This is a genomic window from Streptomyces fumanus, assembly GCF_014655295.1.
Classification (GTDB): domain Bacteria; phylum Actinomycetota; class Actinomycetes; order Streptomycetales; family Streptomycetaceae; genus Streptomyces; species Streptomyces fumanus.
On sequence record NZ_BNBI01000008.1, the window covers coordinates 255,418 to 277,847 of the forward strand.

Below are 22,430 nucleotides of genomic sequence, written 5' to 3' on the forward strand. Positions count from 1 at the left end.
GTGAACGCGGACGGGGACAGGGAAAGAGTGGTGATCACCGGCCTGGGCGTGGTCAGCAGCATCGGCACCGGGGCCGCCGAGTTCTGCGCCGGGCTGCGCGAGGGGCGCAGCGGGGCCAAGCCCATCACGGCCTTCGACACCACCGGCTTCGCGCACTCGGTCGGCTGCGAGGTGACCGGGTTCGACCCGGGCCGGTGGCTGGAGCGCCTGGAGCCGGCCGAGGCCGGCCGGGCCACCCGGTTCGCGGCCGCCGGCGCCCGGATGGCCCTCGCGGACGCCGGGCTGGACGTCGCGGAGCTGCGGCGCCGCCGGGTTCTCGTCTCCGTCGGCACCAGCGACGGCGAGAACAACGACCTGGACACGCTGGCCGGGCAGCACCTGGCCGGCGGCGCCGGGGCGCTCGACCCCGCGCTGGCCGGGCGTGTCGACCCGGGGCGGCTCGCCACGGGCGTGGTCCGCGAACTGGGGCTGCGCGACGTGGAGGCGATGACGCTCGGCACGGCCTGCGCGGCGGGCAACTACGCGATCGGCAGCGCCTTCGACGCGCTGCGCGCCGGGGACGTGGAGTTCGCGCTGTGCGGCGGCGCGGACGCCGTGTGCCGCAAGACGTTCACCGGGTTCTACCGGTTCGGCACCATCGCCCCCGAGAAGTGCCAGCCCTTCGACCGGGACCGCAAGGGCCTGCTGGTCAGCGAGGGCAGCGGCATCCTGGCCCTGGAGACGCTGCGCTCGGCGCGGGCCCGGGGGGCGCGGATCTACGCCGAGGTGCTCGGCTACGGGCTCAACTGCGACGCCCAGCACGCGGTCGCCCCGGACCAGGACAGCCTGGCCCGGTGCATCCGGCTGGCGCACCGCAACGCCGGAATCAAGCCCGAGGACGTGGACCTGATCTCGGCGCACGGCACCGGCACCCCGACCAACGACGTGGTGGAGACCGGCGCGATCCGCCAGGTGTTCGCCGACCCGCCGCCGACGGTGTCGGTGAAGAGCATGATCGGGCACGCGATGGGCGGGGCCAGCGCGCTGGCCGCGGTCGCCTGCGCGCTCGCCGTCCGCGAGGGCTTCGTACCGCCCACCATCAACCACGAGCACACCGACCCCGACTGCGGGCTGGACTGCGTGCCCAACCACGCGCGCCCGGCCGAACTGAACGTGGTGCAGAACAACGCGCTCGCGTTCGCCGGCAACAACGTGGTCCTGCTGCTCGGCCGGCACCGGGAGACGACGTGACGACGACGATCGAGGCGACCGGGCCGCTGGGCCCGGGCGCGGCGGACACCGGCCGGCCGGCCCTGGTGCTGTCGGGGTGGTCCGCCGTGACCGGCTACGGGGTGGGCCGCGAGGCCCTGCGCGAGGGGGTGTTGTCCGGCCGCCCGGCGGCGGAACGGGACGGGCGCCCGGCCGTGACCGTGCCGGAGTTCCGGGCCGCGGACCACCTGGGGCGCAAGGGCACCCGTACGATGTCCCGCTCCACGGCGTTCGCCGTGACCGCCATCGACCTGCTGCTGCGCGAACTCGGCCCCGAGGTCGTCGAGGACCCGGCGGCCATCGGGCTGGTGCTCGGCGTCGGCCAGGGCAATGTGCAGGCCGCCGTGGACTTCACCCAGGGGGCGCTCACCGCGTCCCGGCCCTACCACGTGGACGCGCTGCGCTTCCCGGACACCTTCCTCAACCGGGCCGCCGGGCAGAGCGCGATCTGGCACCGCCTCAAGGGCCCCAACACCACCGTCGCCGGCGGCCGGCTGGCCGGGCTGCTGGCGCTGGGCTACGCGGCCCGGCTGTTCCGCGGCGGGCACTGCCGGAAGCTGCTGGTCGGCGCCACCGAGGAGTACTCGCCCGCGCGGGCGATGCTGGTGGAGGCGGCGGGCGGACCGGACGGTACGGCCGCCGCGCTGGGCGAGGGCTGCGTGGTCGCGCTGCTGGAACCGGCGGCCGACGCGGCGCGGGCCGGGCGCGTCCCGGTGGCCACGGTCGAGGCGACGCACGTCCGGGCGGCCGGGGAGCCCGGGACGGCCGGGGCCGAACTCGCCGCCTGCGTACGGGCCGCGCTGGCCAAGGCGGGCGCCACCGCCGACCGGATCCGGCTGGTCGCGCCGCTGGGGGAGGACGCGGAGCAGGAGGACGCCGCCCTGGACGAGGTGACCGGCGCGCACGCGCCGCACCGGCTGCGCTGCCGGCCGCTGCTGGGCGACGCGTTCGCCGCGTCGGCGGCGCTGCAGATGTCGGCGGCGCTGGCCGCCGAGCGGTACTGGCCGGAGCGCGGGGACCTGGCCCTGGTCACCGGCATCGACCGCGACGGCACGGTGGGCTGCGCCCTGCTGGGCCGCCCCGCCTGACCGGCCCGCACGCCCGCACCGGCACCCCGGCACCGCGCTCCCGCACGGGCCGGGGTGCCGGGCGCGTATGCGGGGCGGGGTGCCGGGCGCGTGCGCGGGGCGGGCGTGCGGTGCCCCGCGCGCCCCGCGTACCGCCCCGGGTCCCCGGCCGGTACGGCACCCGGCCGCGCGGGCCCTTCCGGAGAACACCCGCTTCCGGGCCGGTCCCGGGAGCCCCTTCCGAGACGAACGGAGTCGATCACCATGACACGTACCCGCATCTGGGCGGCCGCGGCCGTGGCCGCCGTGGGTCTGCTGGCCGCGACGGCCGGTCCCGTCGCCGCCGACGCGCCGGCCCGGGCGGCGGCCACCGTCCCCTGGTCGGTGTCCCTGGACACGGCGAGCGCCGCCGGGGAGCGGTGGACCGAGCCCACCCAGTACCCGTCCTCCCCGGACCTCGTGGTCAGCGGCACCCTCACCAACACCGGCAGCGGCTGCTACGCGGTGTGGACCCGCTTCTTCCGCGACTTCTCGGCCGGCCCGGTCACCAAGCGGGCCGAGCTCTGCGGCCCGGGGACCGCCGCCGTCGCCGCGCGGCAGCGCTACGACTACCTCACCACCGGGTACGTGACGGTCTGCCGGGGCACCGCGGACACCTCCGACTGCGCCCCCTGGACGAACATCACCTGGTGGCCCATCGCGTCCCGCTGACCCGGGCCGACGACACCGAGGGCCAGGAGCCGTCCGACCGGCTCCTGGCCCTCGGTGCGCACCGGCCGCGCGGCCGGTGTCCTTCCGCTAACTCGTCCTGCCGTGCAGCTTGCGCAGGTAGTCGTAGGTCGACGGCAGGGTGTCCAGCAGCTCCCGCTGCTTGGCCTTGATGCCGTCGAACACCGGCTGGGCGCGGTCCATCATGTCCGGCCGGGCCGCCAGCATCGGCAGCGTCTGGTCCGGCAGATGGTCCAGGCCGGCGAAGATGCAGTAGTAGTTGCTGTTGTTCCAGAAGTTGCGGAACTCGGCGTCGAAGTTGCCGTAGTAGGTCGACTCGTCGGTGATGGGCATGTTCACCGGGAGACCCACCCGGTACATCTCCATCTTCTCCTTGATGTCGTCGGACAGCTCCAGGTCCTTGCAGGCCCGCCAGAACGCCGTGTCGTTGCGCGGCGCGAAGCTGAAGTGGGCCTGGAGGAAGTCCCGGGTGTCGTCGAACATCGTCTCGATCTCGGCGTTGAACCGGCGCTGCAGGATCGGGTCGAACCGCTTGTCCGGGAAGTGCTTCGCCAGTTGGTACAGCGCCGCGTAGGTGAAGTAGATGCCGGTGGACTCCAGCGGCTCCACGAAGCAGGAGGCCAGGCCGATGCTGACGCAGTTGCGCACCCAGGCGCGGCGGTTGCGGCCGACCCGGAACTTGATCTGGTTCAGCGGCTGGGTCTCCGGGTCGAGCCCCCACATCCGGCAGAACTCCAGGGTGGCGTCGTCGCGCGACTGGAAGCGGCTGGAGAACACGTACCCGGTGCCGAACCGGCCCAGCATGGGGATCTTCCAGGCCCAGCCCGAGGACATGGCGATGGAGCCGGTGTACGGCTCGACGCCCTCGGCCTCGTCGTCGTGCTCGACGGCGGTGGCCACCGCGCTGTCGTTGAGCAGGTGGTCGCTCATGTCCAGGAACGGCTCGCGCATCACGCCGTTGATCAGCAGGGCGCGGAACCCGGAGCAGTCGATGAACAGGTCGCCCTCGATGACCCGCCCGGTCTCGGTTTTGATCGAGGTGATGTACCCGCGCTCGTCGACCTCGGCGCCGGTCATCTTGTCCTGGATGTGGATCGCGCCCTGCTTCTGCACCGCGAACCGGCACAGGAAGGCGGCGACCAGGTTGGCGTCGAAGTGCCAGGCGTAGTTGGTCCACTTGGTGCCGTCCATGAACCGCGGCGACAGCTTCCGGTCCATGACCGGGGGCTCGCGGTAACAGGCGTAGTCGAACGGCTCGTCGGTCTGGCCGGTCAGCTTCTGCTGCGTCCAGTGGTGCGAGATCGGCAGGTTGTCCGAGTTCGCCAGCAGGCCGAACAGGTGGTAGAAGTGGTCCGTTCCGTCGCCCAGCGGGCGCGGGGTCGCCTGCCCCTCACCCGGGGTGCGCCAGTTGGTGAACTTGATGCCCATCTTGAAGCTGGCGTTGCACTCGCGCATCCACTCTTCCTCGGTGAAGCCGAGGAAGTCGAAGAACGTCTTGTGCAGGTTCGGCACCGTCGCCTCGCCGACGCCGATTCGGCCCACCTGCGGCGCCTCCAGCACCGTGATGGTCACGTCCGGACCGAGCGCCTTGCCGAGGTACGAGGCGGACATCCACCCGGCCGTTCCGCCACCGAGGACGACGACCCGCTTGATGCGGTGATCCTCTACCACTGCTCACCCTTTCCGCGCCGTCGCACGACGCCGGCTCATTCGTTTTGCTGAATGCGAGAACCGCCTATTCCAGAGGCGTTCGCTGAATTTCTCACGGGTATCTGCGAGTGTCAACAAATACCGGCGGATGCTCCCTGCGGAAGCCTTTATTCCCTCTATATTGCCTGGTCAGAGAGGCCCGTCAGTGCTGCGTCATCGCCCTGTCAGCGCGGCCAGCAATCATCGTCGAGAATCGCGAATCAGGGAGTAGGGGTTCGGGACAGATGGCGATAATTTCCGGGGGTCGGAGCCAACGGCTAATTCCCGGGCGCGGAAAAACAATGGCGGACTTCCGGGAGACGCGATGACGGTGATCACCCGACCCGAGGAGTTCAACGTCGGGGACCTCTACGTGGCCATGCGGCCCATGTTCGGACAGTCCCTCTACCTCAAGTGCGAGGGCTTCAACTTCGCGGGCTCGGTCAAACTGAAGGCGGCCCTGGAGATGATCGGCGCCGCCGAACGGGCCGGCGTGCTCGGCCCCGGCAAGACCATCGTGGAGAGCTCCTCGGGCAACCTCGGCGTCGCCCTGAGCATCGTCGCCGCGAGCTGCGGCTACGGCTTCGTGTGCGTCACCGACGCCCGCTGCACGCTGAGCGCCCAGCGGCTGATGCGGGCGCACGGCGCCCAGGTGCACGTGGTCACCGAACCGCACCCGGAGGCCGGCCTGCTCGGCGCCCGGCTCGCCCGCGTCCAGCAGATGTGCCAGGACGACGACCGGTACGTCTGGCTCGACCAGTACAGCAACCCGGCGAACTGGCTGGCGCACGCGCGCACCACCGGCCCGGAGATCCTCAAGCAGTTCCCCGAACTGGACGTGCTGTTCGTCGGCGCGGGCACCACCGGGACGCTGATGGGCTGCGCCCGCTACCTGCACGAGGAGAAGCCGTCGGTGCGGATCGTGGTGATCGACGCGGAAGGGTCGATCACCTTCGGGTTCCCGCCCGCGCCCCGGCTGATCCCGGGCCTGGGCACCGCGGTGCGGCCCGCCCTGCTGGACCGGTCCTACGTCGACGAGGTGGTCCTCGTGGCCGAGCTGGACACCGTACGCGCCTGCCGGACGATGCAGCGCAACGGATTCCTGTTCGGCGGCTCGACCGGGACCGTGGTGGCCGGCGCGCTGCGCTGGCTGGGGGAGCACGCGCCGGACGGGGACCTCACCGCCGTCGCCATCGCGCCCGACCTCGGCGAGCGCTACCTGGACACCATCTACGACGACGAATGGGTGACCGAGCACTTCGGGACCGGCGCGCTGGCGCCGTCCGTGGAGCGGAACGCCACCACGAGGAGGCAGCCGTGACCTCAGCGCAGCAGCAGCGGACGGTGTTCCCGCTGATGCCGGGCCAGGCGGAGATCTGGTACGACGAGCAGTTCTCCGGCGGCACCCCCGCCTACAACTCCGGTGTCTGCGTGGACATCAGCGGCCCCGTCGACCCCGGCGTGCTGGAGGCGTCCGTACGGCAGCTCGTGGACGAGGCCGAGTGCACCCGCATCCGGTTCACGGAACGCGACGGGCTGCCCCGGCAGTCCGTCCAGCCGCTGCCCGAGCTGCCGCTGACCTGGCACGACCTCTGTGCCGAGGCGGACCCCGAGGCCGCCGCCCGGCGCTGGATGGACGCCGACCTGCTGCGCCCCTTCACCCTGGCCGACTTCCCGCTGATGCGGCTGGCCGTGCTGAAGCTGGGCCCCGCCCGCACCCAGCTCTACCTGTGCATCCACCACGCGATCAGCGACGGCTACAGCCACGTCGTCTACTGGCGCCGGTTCGCGGAGATCTACGCCGGCCGGGCCACCGGCACCGGCACCGACCGGGGCGCGCTGCCGCCGCTGCGCCTGCTGATCGAGGAGGAGGAGTCCTACCTCGGCTCCCGGTTCGAGGAGCGGGACCGCGCCTACTGGCGCGACCGGTTCCCCCGCCCCACCGCACCGGCCACGCTCTCCACCCGCTCGCCGGTGGACTCGCTGCCCCGCGCCTTCCTGCGCCGGACCCGCGTCCTCGACGAACGGGTCTCCGGCACCGTACGCGCCGCCGCCGCCGACGCCAAGGTGAGCACCGGGGCGCTGCTGATGGCCGCGACCGCCCTCTACACCCACCGGGTCACCGGCGCCCCGGAGGTCACGCTGACCGTCGCGGCCAGCGCCCGCACCAGCGCCGCCGCCCTGAAGATCCCCGGCATGACCGCCAACTTCCTGCCGCTGGGCGTGCGGATCGACCGGGCGGCGGGCCGCCCCGAGCTGCTCCGCCGGACCGCCGCCGACCTCGGCGGGCTGCTGCGCCACCAGCGCTACCGGGTCGGCGCCGTCCGCCGCGACCTCGGGCTGCGGGCCGACGACCGGTGGCCGGTCGGCCCGTTCGTCAACATGCTGCCGCTGCTGACCGAGCTGGACCTCGGCCCCTGCACGGCGACGGTCGAGAACCTCACCACCGGCCTGGTCGGCGACCTGATGGTCACCACCGTCGACAACCCCGGCGCGAACCTGCGGCTCAGCGTCAACGGCAACCCGGACCTGTACGACCCGGACGAGGTCACCGACCACCTCGACCGGTTCGCCGCGTTCCTCGACCGGTTCGCCGCCGCCCCGGCGCACACCCCCGTCGGGGAGGTGCCGCTGTTCGACCCCGCCGAGGCCGGCGACTACCGGCGGATGTCCGCCGGTCCGGTCCGCGAGGAGCCCTACCGGAGCGTGGCCGGGACGATCCGCGCGCTCGCCGCGCGGCAGCCCGACGCGGTCGCCCTGGTCGACGGCCCGCCCGACGCGCCCCGCCGGACCACGTACGCCCAACTCGCCGCCCGCGCCAACGCGGTGACCCGGCGACTGCCCGGCGCCGGGCTGGTCGGGATGCTCGCCGGGCCGGGCGCCGCGTTCGTCGCCGGTGTGCTCGGCGTCTGGGGCGCGGGCGGAGCCTACGTACCGCTGGACGTCCGGGCCCCCGTCGCGCGCACCGCCGGGCTGCTCGCGGCGAACGGGATCGGCCTGCTGCTGGTGGACGCCGCACACCGCGACCTGGCCGCCCGGGTCACCGCCGGCACCGGCACCCGCGTCGTGCCGCTGGACGACACCGAGGACCCCGACCTCGCCGCACTGCCCGAGGACCCGGACGAACTGGCGTACGTCATCTTCACCTCCGGCTCCACCGGGACGCCGAAGGGCGCGATGGTGCACCACGGCGGCATGGTCAACCACCTGCGCGCCAAGGTCGAGGACCTGGCCCTGACCCCGGACGACACGGTGCTGATGAACGCGCCGCTCACCTTCGACATCTCCGTCTGGCAGATGCTGGCGGGCCTGCTGGCCGGCGGCCGGGTGCGCATCGTCTCCCGCGAGGTGGCCGGCGACCCCAACCTGCTCTTCCCGCTGGCCGTGGCCGAGGGCGTCACCGTGGTCGAGGTGGTGCCGTCGCTGCTGCGCGCCGCGCTGGACTCCTGGGACGCCCTGGGCGACGGCCCCCGCCTGCACACCCTGCGCCGCCTCCTGGTCACCGGCGAGGCGATGCCCGCCGACCTGTGCCGCCGCTGGTTCGCACGCGAACCGGCGGTGCCCGTGATCAACGCCTACGGCCCCACCGAGTGCTCCGACGACGTCACGCACGCCGTGCTCACCGCCGGGGACGGCACCGCCGCACCCGCCCGGCACCGGGTCCCGATCGGCCGCGCGGTCCGCAACACCGCGCTGTACGTGCTGGGCGACGACCTGGCCCCGCTGCCCCGCGGCGCCATCGGCGAGCTGTACGTCGGCGGCCACGGCGTCGGCCGCGGCTACCTCGGCGACCCGGCCAAGACCGCGGCGGCCTTCCTGCCCGACCCCTTCGCGGGCGGCGGCGCCCGGATGTACCGCACCGGCGACCGGGTGGTGTGGCGGGCCGGCGGACAGCTCGAGTTCGTCGAGCGCCGCGACCACCAGGTCAAGCTGCGCGGCAACCGCATCGAACTGGCCGAGGTGGAGGCCGCCCTGCAGGCCCTGCCCGGGGTGCGGGACGCCGCCGCGGCCGTCCTCGGCGACCTGGGCGGACAGCGGCTGGTCGGCTACGTGGTGCCCGCGGACGCCACCGGCGCCGACCCGGCGGCCCTGCGCGAGGAACTCGCCGGGGTGCTGCCCGAGTACATGGTGCCGTCCGTGCTGGTGCCGCTGGAGGCGCTGCCGCTGACCGCGCACGGCAAGGTGGACCGCAAGGCGCTGCCCGAACCGGCCCCCAACGGCGGGGCGCGGGCGGGCACCGGCCGGAAACCGGCGACCGAGCGCGAGGAACTGCTGTGCCGCCTGTTCGCCGAGGCGCTCGCCCTGCCCGCGATCGGCCCGGACGACAACTTCTTCGACCTGGGCGGGGACAGCATCGTCTCCATCCAGGTCTCCGGCCGGATCGGCCGGGAGGGCCTGCTGGTCACCCCCCGGCAGATCTTCCAGTTGAAGACCCCGGCCGCCATCGCCGCCGCCGCGGTACCGGCCCGGCAGACCCCGGCCCGCCCGGCGGACGGCGTCGGCGAGGTCGAACTGCCGCCGGTCACCGCCCAGCTCCGCGCCGACCTCGCGCCGCTGGCCGGGGACGGCCTGCCCGAGGCGGTGCGCCGCTACGGCCAGTACGTCGTCGTCGAGATCCCGCCCGGTGTGGACGCCGACCGGCTCGGCCGCGCGCTCCAGGCCGTCCTCGACCACCACGACGCGCTGCGCACCCAGGTGAGCGCCCCGGTGCCCGGCCAGTGGCTGATGGAGACCCTGCCGCCCGGGTCGGTCAAGGCCGGCGACGTGCTCACCGAGACGGCCGCCGCGCCGGTCCCGGCCCTCGCCGCGGCGGCCCAGGCCCGGCTGGACCCCGAACGCGGGCTGGTCACCCAGGCGGTGCTGGTGCGCGGCGCCGACGGCACCCCCGACCGGCTGCTCTGGCTGGTCAACCACCTGTGCGTGGACGGTGTGTCCTGGCGGGTGCTCGTGCCCGACCTGCGCGAGGCGTGGGAGGCCGCGGCGGCGGACGAGGAGATCGCGCTCGCCCCCGTCGGCACCTCCTACCGCCAGTGGTGCCGCACCCTGGGCCGCAACGCCCGCTCCCGGTCCCGGCTCGCGGAGTTCCCGCTCTGGCTGGACCAGGTGAGCGACCCGGGCCCGCCGCTGGCCGTCCGGCCGCTGGACCCGGGGCGCGACACCTACGCCACCGCGCGCCGCCTGCGCCTGGAACTGCCGCCGGAGACCACCGCGCCCCTGCTCGGCGTCCTCCCGGCCGCCCTGGGCGTCGAGGTCAACGACGTGCTGCTGACCGCGCTGGGCCTCGCCGTCACCGACTGGCGGCACCGCCGGGGCGACAGCGCCGGGCAGGTCCTGGTGGAGCTGGAGGGGCACGGCCGCGAACCGCTCGCCGACGAGGATCTGGCCCGTACGGTGGGCTGGTTCACCAGCGTCTTCCCGGTCCGGGTGGACCTGACGGCGGACGGCGCGGCACCCGGCCCCGAGGACCTGTTCGCGGGCCCCGCGCTGCGGCGGCTCGCGGCCCGCAGCCACGCCCTCCCCGACCGCGGCCTGGGCTACGGCCTGCTGCGCCACCTCAACGCCCAGACGGAGGCGGCGCTGGCCCGGTTCGCACCGCCCGAGCTGGGCCTGAACTACCTGGGGCGGTTCACCGCCGGGACCGGGACGGGCGCCTGGCGACTGGACGGCGACGGCGCCGTGATCGCCACCGCCACCAGCACCGACATGCCCCTGCGGCACGTCCTGGCCGTCACCCCGGTCACCGAGGACCGGCCGGACGGGCCGCACCTGGTGGCCGACTGGCTCTGGGCGGGCCGGCTGTTCGACGACGCGGACGCCGAGGACATCGCGCACACCTGGTTCCGGGCGCTGCGCGCCCTGGTGGACCACTGCGGACCCAACGCTAGGGAGACATCGTGACACAGCCGGAGACAGCCGTCGCGGGCGGAGAGTACGACGTGCGCGATGTCGAGCTGACCCCCGCGGCGCACCGCCTGCGCGACCGGGCCGGAGCGCTGCCGGGCCCCGCCGCACGGCTCGGCGGGTACCTGCTGGTGGACGCCCCGGAAGGCACCGACCTGGCCGCGCTGACCGCGGCCGTACGGGCGCTGCTGGACCGGCACGAGGCGCTGCGGCTCTGCCTGACCGAGCCGTTCGAGGGCCTGCTGACGGCGGAGCTGCGCCCGGCCGCGGCGGTCCCCGCCGAACTGCTGGTCACCGAGGCCGCCGCGGACGCCGACCCGGCCGCGCTGGCCGCCGCCGCCCGGGACCGGCTGGCGCTGGACCAGGGCATCGCCCTGCAGGTGGTGCTCACCGGGCGGCGCGTGCTGGTGCTGGCGCACGAACTGGCCGTGGACGCCGCCTCCTGGCGGATCCTCGTGGACGACCTGCTCGCCGGGTGCCGCGACGCCGTCGCCGGACGCCTGCCGGTAGCCGGCGAGGCGCCGACCGCGTACCGGACCTGGGCGGCCGAACTGGCCGGGCAGGCGCGCGCCGCCCGCCGGGTGCGGGAGCTGCCGCTGTGGACGGAACAGCTCGACGCCGACGCCCAGTTGCTGCCCGACGCCGTACTGGACCCGGCCCGGCACACCACGGGCGCCCTGCGCCACCTGCGCCAGGAGGTGTCCGTCGGGACCAGCGCCGCGCTGCTGTCCGCGCTGCCCGCGGCCTTCCACGCCGGCCCCGAGGACGCGCTGCTCACCGCCCTGGCACTGGCCTGCTCCGCCCACCGCGGCGAGGCCGACGCGGGCCGCACCGCCGTCCTCGTCGAACTCGACGGACACCCCCGCGAACGCCGGGCCGGCGACCTGGACCTGGGCCGCACGGTCGGCCGCTGCACCAGCGGGTTCCCGGTCCGCGCGGACGCCGCCGTGCCGTACGTGGAGGACCTCGCCCCCGGCGACCCGGACCTGGACGACGCCGTCAAGCGGGTCAAGGAACAGCTTCGGGCGCTGCCCGACGGCGGCTGCGGCTACGGTCCGCTGCGCCACCTCAACCCGGGCACCGGCCAGGTCCTCGCCCGGCGCGGTACCCCGCAGGTGAGACTGCGGTTCGACGGCGAGCTGCCGGCCCCGGTGACCGCCGCCGCGGACCCGGCCACCCCGGCCGGCCAGGTGGTCACCGTGACGGTGACCGTGTGCGACGGCCGGCTGATCGCCGACTGGGCCTACCTGCCCGACCTGCTGCCCGACGGCGACGCACTGGCCGCCGAGTGGCTGCGGCTGCTGGACCTGCTGGCCGCGCACACCGCCACCCCGGGCGCGGGCGGCCGCACCCCGTCCGACCTGACCGTCGGCACCCTCACCCAGCGGGAGATCGAGCACCTGGAGGCCGACCTCGGCCCGTTGCAGGACGTGCTGTCGCTGTCCCCGCTGCAGAAGGGCATGCTCTTCCACGCCGGCCTGCACAAGAACGAACTGGACGTCTACCACGTCCAGGTGCTCGCCGACCTCACCGGCCCGCTCGATCCCGGCAGGCTGCGCGCCGCCGCGGCGGGCCTGCTGGACCGGCACGTCAACCTGCGCTGCTGCTTCCGCTACAGCGCCACCGGCGAACAGCTCCAGGTCGTCCCCGAGTCGGTCGAACTGCCCTGGTACGAGACGGACATGACCGGCGCGTCCGAGGCGGAGCTGGCCGAGTATGCCGCCGCCGACCGGGAACGCGGCGTCGACCTGGCGGTGCCGCCGCTGATGCGGTTCACCCTGATCCGCCTCGCCCCGGACCGGCACCGCCTGCTGTGGACCTTCCACCACATCGTGGCCGACGGCTGGTCCACCCCGATCGTGATGCGCGAACTGCTCACCGGATACCGCGAGGGCCCGGCCGGGCTGCCCGCCCCCCGCCCCTACCAGGACTACCTGACCTGGCTCGGCGACCGGGACCTGCCCACCGCCGAACGGGCCTGGCGGTCGGCGATGGCGAACGTCACCGAGGGGACCCTGGTCGCACCGCACGGCGAGGAGACCCCGCCGGTCCGCCCCGAGCACCTCTTCTTCGACCTGCCCGCCGAGCTGACCGGGGCGCTCACCGACTTCGCCCGCCGCAGCGACCTCACCCTGGGCACCGTCATGCACTGCTGCTGGGCGCTGCTGATCGGCCGCCTCACCGGCAGCCGGGACGTGGTGTTCGGCAGCGTGCAGTCCGGGCGCCCGGCCGGCCTGGCCGGGGTGGACGAGATGGTCGGCATGTTCGTCAACACCCTGCCGGTGCCGGTGCGCCTGGACCCCTACCGGACCTTCGCCGAGGTGGCCGCCGAGGTGCAGGACCAGCAGATGGGCCTGGCCGAGCACCAGCACCTCGGCCTCGGCGACATCCAGCGGCTGACCGGCATCCGCAAGCTGCTGGACACCTCGGTGACCATCCAGAACTACCCGATGGACCTCGCGGAGCTGAGCGCGATCGTGCCCGGTCTGGCCGTGGACGACATCCGCGCCGACCTCTCCGGCGAGTACTCGATGGCCCTGCTGGTGCACCCCGGCGCCCGCATCCGGCTCCAACTCGCCTACCGCCCCGACCTGTTCACCCCGGCCGCCGCCGACCGGGTGGCGCAGCGGCTGATCGGCCTGCTGGGCACCGTGACCGGCCACGCCGACCGGCCGCTGGGCACCCTCGACGCCCTCACCGACGCCGAGCGCGCCGACCTCACCGGGCCGTGGGCGGGCGCGATCGCCGAACGCCGGGTGTGCGACGTACCGACGCTGTTCGCCGAGCGGGTCGCCGCCGCCCCCGACGCCCCGGCGCTGAGCTGGACCGGCGGCACCATGAGCTACGCCGAACTGGACGCGCGGGCCGCCCGCACCGCCCGCGAGCTGATCGCGTGCGGCGCCGGCCCGGACACCGTGGTCGCGCTGGTGCTGCCGCGCACCCCCGAACTGCTGGTGTCGCTGCTGGCGGCGCAGCAGGCCGGGGCCGCCTACCTGCCGGTCGACCCGCAGTACCCGCCGGACCGGATCGCCTTCATGCTCGGCGACTCCCGGCCCGCCGTGGTCGTCACCACCACCGAACTGGCCGCCGCGCTGCCCGCGCACGACGGGGAGACCATCCTGGTCGACGACCCCGCACGGGCGGCCCGCGTCGCCGCCCGCCCGGCGGGCACCGTCACCGACGCCGACCGCACCCGGCCGCTGCTGCCCGCCGACGCCGCCTACGTCATCTACACCTCCGGCTCGACCGGACGGCCCAAGGGCGTGGTGGTGGACCACCTCGGGTTCACCAAGATGGTCTTCGACCTGATCGAACGCTTCGACGTGGCCCCGGGCACCCGGATGCTCCAGTTCGCCCCGTCCAGCTTCGACGCCTCCATCTGGGAGTGGTCGATGGCCCTGCTCGGCGGCGGCACCCTGGTGCTCACCGACGAACTGAGCCGGCTGCCCGGCCCCGAGCTGGTCGACCTCATCGCCGCGCAGCGGGTCAACCTGCTGGCCTTCCCGCCCGCCGTCGCCGCCGCCCTGCCCGAGGGCAGCACCCTGCCCGCCGACCTGACCATGGTGGTGGCCGGCGAGGCGTGCCAGAAGGAGGTCGTCACCCGCTGGTCGGACAGCGTCCGGATGTTCAACGGCTACGGACCGACCGAGACCGTGCTCGCCGCCACCGCCGCCGGCCCGCTGCACGGACCCGAACGCCCGGCCATCGGCCGCCCGCTGGGCGCGCACCGCGTCTACCTCCTGGACTCCGCGCTGCGCCCGGTCCCGGCCGGGGTCACCGGGGAGATCTACGTCAGCGGCGGCCTGGCCCGCGGCTACCTCAACCGCCCCGGCCTGACCGCCGCCCGGTTCGTGGCCTCCCCGTTCGACCCGGCCGGGGAGCGGATGTACCGCACCGGCGACCTGGGCCGCTGGGACCCGCACGGCGTGCTGCACTACGCCGGCCGGGTCGACGACCAGGTCAAGCTGCGCGGCTACCGGATCGAACTCGGCGAGGTCGAGGCCGCGCTGCGCGACGCTCCCGCGGTCGGCGACGCCTCCGTGGTGCTCGGCGCCGACGCCGGCGGCGCCCGGCTGGTGGGCTACGTCGTCCCCGTACCCGGCGGCGAACTGCCCGACGTGGACCTGGTGCGCGAGCACGTGTCCGGGGCGCTGCCCGACTACATGGTGCCCGCCGCGCTGGTCGCCCTGGAGACCCTGCCGCTGACCCCGAACGGCAAGGTGGACCGCGCCGCGCTGCCCGAGCCCGGCGCCGTCGCCCGGCCGGCCGGCCGCACCCCCCGCACCCCGCTGGAGGAGACCCTCGCGTTCGTCTTCGCCCGGGTGCTGGGCGTGGACTCGGTCGGCATCGACGACGACTTCTTCGTCCTGGGCGGACACTCGCTGCTGGCCACCAAGGTGATCGCCCGGCTGCGCTCGATGCTCAACCTGGAGGTGCCGATCCGGGCGCTGTTCGAGGCCCCGACCGTGGCCGGCCTGGCGCTGCGCATCGGCGGCGCCGCGGCGGCCCGCCCGCCGCTGGCGGCGGTCCCCCGCGAGGACGGCGCCCCCGGCCCCCTGTCCTTCGCCCAGCAACGCCTGTGGTTCCTGGACCGGTTGCAGGAGGAGGAGGCGGCCGGCCTCTACAACGTGCCGATCGCCATCCGGCTCTCCACCGCCGCCGACCGGCCCGCGCTGCGCACCGCCCTCGCCGACGTGGCCGCCCGCCACGAGGTGCTGCGCACCGTCTACGCCGACGTGGGCGGCACCGCCGTACAGCGCGTCCTGGACCCGCTGCCCGAACTGCCGGTCACCGTCGTGCCGATCGCGGCCGGCGACCTGGACGAGGCCCTCGCCGCCCAGGCGGACACCCGCATCGACCTGACCGGGACCCCGCTGCGCTGCGTGCTGTACGAGGTCGACGGCGGCGAGCACGTCCTGCTGCTGGTCATCCACCACATCGCCTTCGACGGCGGCTCGATCACCCCGCTGGTCCGGGACCTGTGCACCGCCTATGAGGCCCGCACCGGCGGGCACGCCCCCGAGTGGACGCCGCTGCCCGTGCAGTACGCCGACTACGCGGTGTGGCAGCGCGACCTGCTCGGCGACCCCGAGGACCCGGACAGCGTCTCCGCCCGGCAGCTCGACTACTGGCGCAAGGCCCTCAAGGACATCCCCGAGGCCCTGGACGTGGCGACCGACTACCTGCGGCCCGCCACCGCCGAGTACGCCGGTGAGGAACTGCCGTTCGAGATCCCGGCGCCGCTGCACCGCGAGCTGACCCGGCTCGCGGCCGACCTGGACGCCAGCCTCTTCATGGTGGTCCAGGCCGCCTTCGCCGCGCTGCTCACCCAGCTCGGCGCGGGCACCGACATCCCCGTCGGCACCCCGGTCGCGGGCCGGGACGACGAGGCGCTGGAGGACCTGATCGGGTTCTTCGTCAACACCCTGGTGCTGCGCACCGACACCAGCGGCGACCCGACCTTCGCCGAACTCGTCGAGCGGGTCCGGGAGACCGACCTGGCCGCCTACGCCCACCAGGACCTGCCCTTCGAGCATCTGGTCGAGGCGCTCAACCCCAGCCGCTCGCTCACCCGGCAGCCGCTGTTCCAGTACCTGCTCACCCTGACCAGCCGGGAGGACACCACCGCGGACGCGGCCGAGCTGTTCGGGGCGGTCGAGCCGGTCCCGCTGCGCCGCGCCAAGTTCGACCTCTCGCTCCTGCTCGACCAGCGCTTCCGCGACGGCGAACCCGACTCCATGGTCGGCGTCCTGGAGTACCGCACCGAGCTGTACGCCCGCGCCACCGCCCAGCGCACCGTCGACCGGTTCCTGGCCCTGCTGGCCGCGACGGCCGCCGACCCGCACGCCCCGCTCAGCTTCCTGTGCGCGCTGCCCGAGGCGGAGCGCGCCCACCTGCGCGCGCTGGGCAGCGGCCCGGTCACCGCGGAGCCCTACCAGGGCGTGGTGGCCCGCGTCCGCGCCCAGGCCGCGGCCCGGCCCGAGGCCCCCGCGGTGATCGACCCGGACGGCACCGTCACCAGCTACGCCGCCCTGGCCGGCCGGGCCAGCGCGGTGTCCCGCGGGCTGGCCGGCGAGGGACCGGTGGCCGTGCTCACCGACCGCGGCGCCGGTCACCTCGCCGCCGTCCTGGGCGTGCTGGGCGCCGGCCGGGCCTACGTACCGCTGGACGGCACGGCCGGCCGGGACGCCCTGCTCGGCACCCTGCTGGACTGCGGGGCGGAGCACCTGGTCGTCGACGACGCCCACCGCGTGCTCGCCGACGACCTCCTCACCGAACTGGCCGCCGACCACGGCGTCCTGGCCGAAGCCGTACCGCTCGGGCAGCAGACCGACGACCTCGCCGATCTCGCGCCGGACACGGACCTCCCGCAGGCGCTGGCGTACGTCGTCATGACCTCCGGCGCGACCGGCCGGCCCAAGGCGGTCGCCGTGCACCGCGCGGGCATGGTCGACCGCCTGCTGGCCCGGGCCGAGGCGCTGCGGCTGACCCCGGCGGACCGGGTCCTGCACCACGCGCCGGTCAGCTCCGACACCTCGGTGGGGCAGACGCTGGCACCGCTGCTGGCCGGCGCCGCCGTCCAGGCCGCCGGCCCGGCCGCCGCCCGCGGGCCGCGCGCCCTGTTCGAGACCGTACGGGCCGAGGGCGTCACCGTACTGGAGGTGCTCCCGTCCCTGCTGTCGGCCGCGCTCGACGCCTGGGAGAGCGACGGCGCGGGAACCGACCCCGGGGCCCTGCGCCTGCTGGCGGTCACCGGCGAGGCCCTGCCGCGCGACCTGTGCGACCGCTGGCTGACCCGGTTCCCGCACGTGCCGCTGCTCAACCGCTACGGCCTGGCCGAGTACGCCGGCGACGTCGCCCACGCCGTGCTCCGCGCCCCGCTGCCGGCCAACCGCCGGGTGCCGGTCGGCCGGCCCGCGCGCAACACCACGCTGCACGTCCTCGGCCCCGACCTGCGCCCGGTCCCCACCGGCGTGCCCGGCGACCTCTACGTCGGCGGCCCCGGGGTCGGCATCGGCTACCCGGGCCTGCCCGCGCCGACCGCGACCGCGTTCGTGGCCGACCCGGACGCGGCGGACGGCCGCCGCCTGCACCGCACCGGCGACCTGGTCCGCTGGGGCGCCGACGGCCACCTGGAGTTCCTCGGCCGGCGCCACGACCAGATCCAGGTACGCGGCTTCCGCGTCGAACCCGGCGAGATCGAGGCCGCGCTGCGCGCGCTGCCCTACGTCCGCGAGGCCGCGGTGCGCGTGACCGGCGACGCCGACGGCACCCGGCTGTCCGGGTACGTCGTCCCGGTCCCGGGCGCGCCGCTGCCGGAGCCCGCCGTCGTCCGGGCCGACCTCGCCGCCGTCCTGCCCGACCACATGGTGCCGGCGGCGGTGGTCCCGCTGGACGCGCTGCCGCTGACCGCCGACGGCAAGCTGGACCGCGCCGCGCTGAGCGGGGCCGAGCCCGAGGCCGCCGGGGAGAGCCGGGCCCCGCGGACCCCGATGGAGCGGCTGGTGTGCGCCGTGTTCGCGGACGTCCTCGGCCGGACCGGCCTGGGCATCGACGACGATTTCTTCGAGCTGGGCGGGCACTCGCTGCTGGCCATCTACGCCCTGGGCCGGCTGCGCGCCGAGACCGGCGTCGGCCTGCCGGTGCGCGCCCTGTTCGAGGCCCGCACCCCGGCCGCGCTGGCCGCGCTGCTGCCCGAGGCCGAGCGCACCGACCGGCCGCCGCTGCGGCCCGCGCCGCCGCTCGCCGAGGGGGAGCACTGGCCGCTGTCGTTCGCGCAGCGCCGGCTCTGGTTCCTCAACCACATGTCCGAGGGCGGCACCGGCACTTACAACGTGCCCAAGGCGGTGCGCTACTCGGGCGTGCCCGACCCGGCGGCCTTCGAGGCGGCCCTCGGTGACGTGGTGGCCCGCCACCAGGTCCTGCACACGGTCTTCCCGCAGGACGCCGACGGGGTCCCGCACCAGGTGCCCCGGCCCGGCTTCCGGCCCCGGTTGCGGGTGGTGGACCTGCCGGCCGCCGCGCTCGCCGCCGAGCTGGCCCGCGAGGTCGACCGCGGCTTCGACCTGGAGACCGAGTGCCCGGTACGGGCCGTCCTGTACCGGCTCGACGACGGCGAGTCGGTGTCGCTGACGGTCTTCCACCACATCGCGCTGGACGGGGTGTCGACCGGGCCGCTGATGCGGCAGTTCGCCGAGGCGTACACCGCGCGGCTGGCGGGCCGGGACCCGGGCTGGGCGCCGGAGCCGCTGCAGTACACGGACTTCGCGGTCTGGCAGCGGGACCTGTTCGGCTCCGAACGGGACCCGGACGGCCCGCTCTCCGCGCAACTGGCCGAGTGGCGCGAGGTGCTGGCCGACCTGCCGGATGAGCTGGAGCTGCCGCGCGACTTCCCCCGGCCCGCGGTCCCCGGCCACACCGGCGACATGGTCCGCTTCGACCTCGGCGCCGATCTGCACCGCGCGCTGGCCGACCTGGCCCAGCGGCACAACAGCACCCTGTTCATGGTCCTGCAGGCCGCCGTCGCCGCCCTGCTCACCAAGCTGGGGGCGGGCACCGACATCCCGCTGGGCAGCACGGTCGCCGGCCGTGACGACGAGGGCCTGCACGAGATGGTCGGGTTCTTCGTCAACACCCTGGTGCTGCGCACCGACACCGGCGGCGACCCGAGCTTCGCGGAGCTGCTGGACCGGGTCCGGGAGACCGACCTGGCCGCCTACGCCCGCCAGGACGTGCCGTTCGAGTTCCTCGTGGAGGAGCTGAACCCGGCCCGGTCGCTGGCCCGGCACCCGCTGTTCCAGGTGCTGGTGCAGTTCACCGCGGACGACGGCGCCCCGGCGGCGGACCTGCCCGGCCTCACCTCCCGCGAGGAGCCGCTCAGCACCACCCGGCCCAAGGTGGACCTCGCCTTCGACCTGTTCGAACGGCGGGCGGACGGCGACCCGGACGGCATCGCCGGCGTCCTGGTCTTCAGCGCCGACCTGTTCACCCGGGCCTCGGCCGAGGAGCTGACCGAACGGCTGACCGGGCTGCTGCGCGCGGTCGCCGACCGGCCGGACGAGAGGCTGGGCGCGATCACGCTGCTCGCACCGGAGGAGCGCCGCCGCATCCTCGTCGAGCGCAACGCCACCCGCGCCGCCGTACCGGACGCGCTGCTGCCCGGCCTGTTCGCCGAGTCGGTGCGCCACCACCCGGACCGGCCGGCCCTGCGCTGCGGCACCCACGCCCTCACCTACCGCCAACTGGACGCGCGGGCGGGCGCGCTGGCCGCCGCGCTGCTCGCCCGGGGCGCCGGCCCGGAGACGGTGATCGGCGTCGCGCTGCCCCGGGTGGCCGACCTGGTGGTCGCCGCGCTCGCGGTGGTCCGCGCCGGGGCGGCCTATCTGCCGCTGGACCCCGACCATCCGGCCGAGCGCATCCGCTACATGCTCCAGGACGCGCGTCCGCTGCTGGTGATCACCGACGCGGCGACCTCCGCCGAGCTGCCCGACACCGACGTCGCCCGGTTCCTCACCCAGGAGCTGGACCGGCCGGACGCCCCGGCGGCGCCGGCCCCCGCCGAGCCCGCCGGGCTGCTGCCGGAGCACGCGGCGTACACCATCTACACCTCCGGCTCGACCGGCCGCCCCAAGGGCGTCACCGTGCCGCACGGCGCGCTGCGCAACCTGCTGGCCGACATGCGCGGCCGGCTCGCCGTCGAGCCGGGGGAGCGGTTCCTGGCGACCACCACGTTCGGCTTCGACATGGCCAACCTGGAACTGCTGGTCCCGCTGCTGTCGGGCGCCGAGGTGGTGCTCGCCGACCGGGCGGCGGTGCGCGACGCACAGGCGCTGGCGGCGCTGGTCACGGCCGAACGCGTCGACGTGATGCAGGCCACCCCGAGCCTGTGGCGGGCCCTGCTGGACGCGGACCCCACCGCCCTGCGCGGCGTCCGCGCGATCACCGGCGGCGAGGCGGTCAGCGCCCCGCTCGCCGCCGACCTGGCCGCGGCGGCCCGCTCGGTGCTCAACGTCTACGGCCCCACCGAGACCACCATCTGGTCCACGTCCGCCGCGCTGGACCCGGCCCGCACCGGGGCACCCCCGATCGGCCTGCCGATCGCCAACACCCGGGTGTACGTGCTGGACACCGCGCTGCGCCCGGTACCGGACCGGGTGCTGGGCGAGCTGTACATCGCCGGCGACGGGCTCGCCCGCGGCTACCACGACCGGCCCGGCCTGACCGCCGACCAGTTCACCGCCGACCCGTACGGCCCGCCCGGCTCCCGCATGTACCGCACCGGCGACCTGGCCCGCTGGGGCCGCGACGGCCTGCTGGAGTACGTCGGCCGCCGCGACCACCAGGTCAAGATCCGCGGCTACCGGATCGAGCTGGGCGAGGTCGAGACCGCGCTGCGCGCCCTGCCCGGCGTCCGGGACGCCCTGGTCACGGTCGACGGCGAACGGGCCCGGCTGCTCGGCTACGTGGTGCCCGAACCGGGCGCCGCCCCGGACCCGGCGGAGCTGCGCGCCGCGCTGGTCGCCTGGCTGCCGGAGTACCTGCGGCCGTCGGTGCTGACCGTGCTGGACGCCTGGCCGCTGACGCCCAACGGCAAGGTCGACCGGTCGGCGCTGCCGGCGCCGGAGGCGGCGGACACCGGCCGGCGCGGCCCGGAAACGGTGCTGGAGGAGCTGCTGTGCGGGGTGTTCGCGGAGGTGCTGGGCCTGCCCCGGGTCGGGGTCCTGGACGACTTCTTCGACCTCGGCGGGCACTCACTGCTCGCTCCCGGGCTGATCGGCCGTGCCGTGCGGGCCGGGCTGCGGCTGGACATCGCCGACCTGTTCACCCACCGCACGGCGGCCGGCCTGGCCGCGGTCGCGGCCGAGCGGCAGCCCCCCGAGCGGGCGGCGGCCTGGCGCGGCGAGGCGATGGGCCGCGTCTTCGAGGACGCCGCCGGCGCCGGGGACTTCGACCCGGTCGCGCCGGTGCTGCCCATCCGGCCGGACGGCGACCGGCCCCCGCTGTTCTTCGTGCACAGCGGCGTCGGCTTCGCGCTGCCGTACATCGGCCTGGCCCGGCGCCTGACGGCCGGCCACCCGGTGTACGGCCTGCAGTCACCGGCCCTGTCCGGCGCGGCCGAACCGCCCGTCAGCATGGGCGAACTGGCCGGCGACTACCTCGCCCGGATCCGGCGGATCCAGCCCGAGGGCCCCTACCACCTGTTCGGCTGGTCGTTCGGCGGCCTGGTGGTGCAGGAACTGGCGGTCCGGCTGCGGGCGGCGGGACAGGAGGTCGCCCTGGTGGTCGACCTGGACGGCTACCCCGAGCACGGCCGGGCGGCCGAGCAGCGCTCGGAGTCGGAGATGCTGGTGAACGTCCTGGAGGTGATCGGCCACGACCGGTCCCGCTTCGACGGCCGGGTGCTCACCCCGGACGACGTCCTGGACGTGCTGCGCGCCGACGACCACCCGCTGCTCGCCCTCGGCGAGGACACCGTACGCCGGATCATGGCGCTGTCCCACCGGCACGGGGCGCTGCTGCGGGAGTTCGCGCCCCGGCCCTACGACGGCGAGCTGCACCTGGTGGCCGCCACCGCCGACCGCGACGACGCGCAGCAGGCGGCGCTGGCCGACCGCTGGCGGCCGTACGTCGGCCGGCTCACCCAGCACACCGTGGACGTCGGGCACGAGTACCTCATGCACCCGGCGCCGCAGGCATGGCTCGCGGCCGTGATCAACCGGCTGCTGAAGGACGGTGCCGCCTGATGCCCGAGCAGCAACCCGAGGCCGTACCCGGACGTCCGGGGGCCCAGACGAA

At 75.2% G+C, this 22,430-nt stretch carries 7 protein-coding genes; 6 read left to right on the forward strand and 1 reads right to left on the reverse strand.

Annotated elements, in window-relative coordinates; genetic code table 11:
* The 3 genes from IE316_RS19230 (at position 1) to IE316_RS19240 (ending at position 3,026) form a co-directional block, all read left to right on the forward strand.
* The gene (locus tag IE316_RS19230) at positions 1–1,230 is read left to right on the forward strand and encodes a beta-ketoacyl-[acyl-carrier-protein] synthase family protein (RefSeq protein WP_190205638.1); all 1,230 of its coding nucleotides are present in this window, start codon (positions 1–3) and stop codon (positions 1,228–1,230) included.
* The gene (locus tag IE316_RS19235) at positions 1,227–2,336 is read left to right on the forward strand and encodes a beta-ketoacyl synthase N-terminal-like domain-containing protein (protein WP_229910464.1); all 1,110 of its coding nucleotides are present in this window, start codon (positions 1,227–1,229) and stop codon (positions 2,334–2,336) included. Before IE316_RS19230 ends, IE316_RS19235 begins: the two co-directional genes overlap by 4 nt.
* 243 nt (positions 2,337–2,579) lie before the next feature.
* Complete coding sequence (locus IE316_RS19240) at positions 2,580–3,026, forward strand: hypothetical protein (RefSeq protein ID WP_190205639.1); 447 nt, start codon at positions 2,580–2,582, stop codon at positions 3,024–3,026.
* Positions 3,027–3,113: 87 nt separating this feature from the next.
* Here IE316_RS19240 and IE316_RS19245 read toward each other — a convergent pair whose 3' ends face one another.
* Entirely contained in the window at positions 3,114–4,715 is a 1,602-nt protein-coding gene (locus tag IE316_RS19245) for a tryptophan halogenase family protein (RefSeq protein ID WP_190205640.1), read from the reverse strand.
* A gap of 343 nt (positions 4,716–5,058) precedes the next feature.
* Between IE316_RS19245 and sbnA the strand changes: the two genes are divergently transcribed.
* From sbnA to IE316_RS19260, 3 genes are read left to right on the forward strand one after another with little or no spacing between them, the layout of a single operon-like run.
* Positions 5,059–6,054, forward strand: coding sequence for a 2,3-diaminopropionate biosynthesis protein SbnA (gene sbnA, locus IE316_RS19250; RefSeq protein WP_190205641.1), 996 nt, complete (start codon positions 5,059–5,061; stop codon positions 6,052–6,054).
* Positions 6,051–10,631 (forward strand): non-ribosomal peptide synthetase, encoded by a 4,581-nt coding sequence (locus IE316_RS19255; protein WP_190205642.1) that lies wholly within the window; start codon positions 6,051–6,053, stop codon positions 10,629–10,631. The genes sbnA and IE316_RS19255 overlap by 4 nt, the downstream gene beginning before the upstream one ends.
* Positions 10,628–22,378, forward strand: coding sequence for a non-ribosomal peptide synthetase (locus IE316_RS19260; protein ID WP_190205643.1), 11,751 nt, complete (start codon positions 10,628–10,630; stop codon positions 22,376–22,378). Before IE316_RS19255 ends, IE316_RS19260 begins: the two co-directional genes overlap by 4 nt.
* The last annotated feature ends 52 nt before the right edge of the window (positions 22,379–22,430 follow it).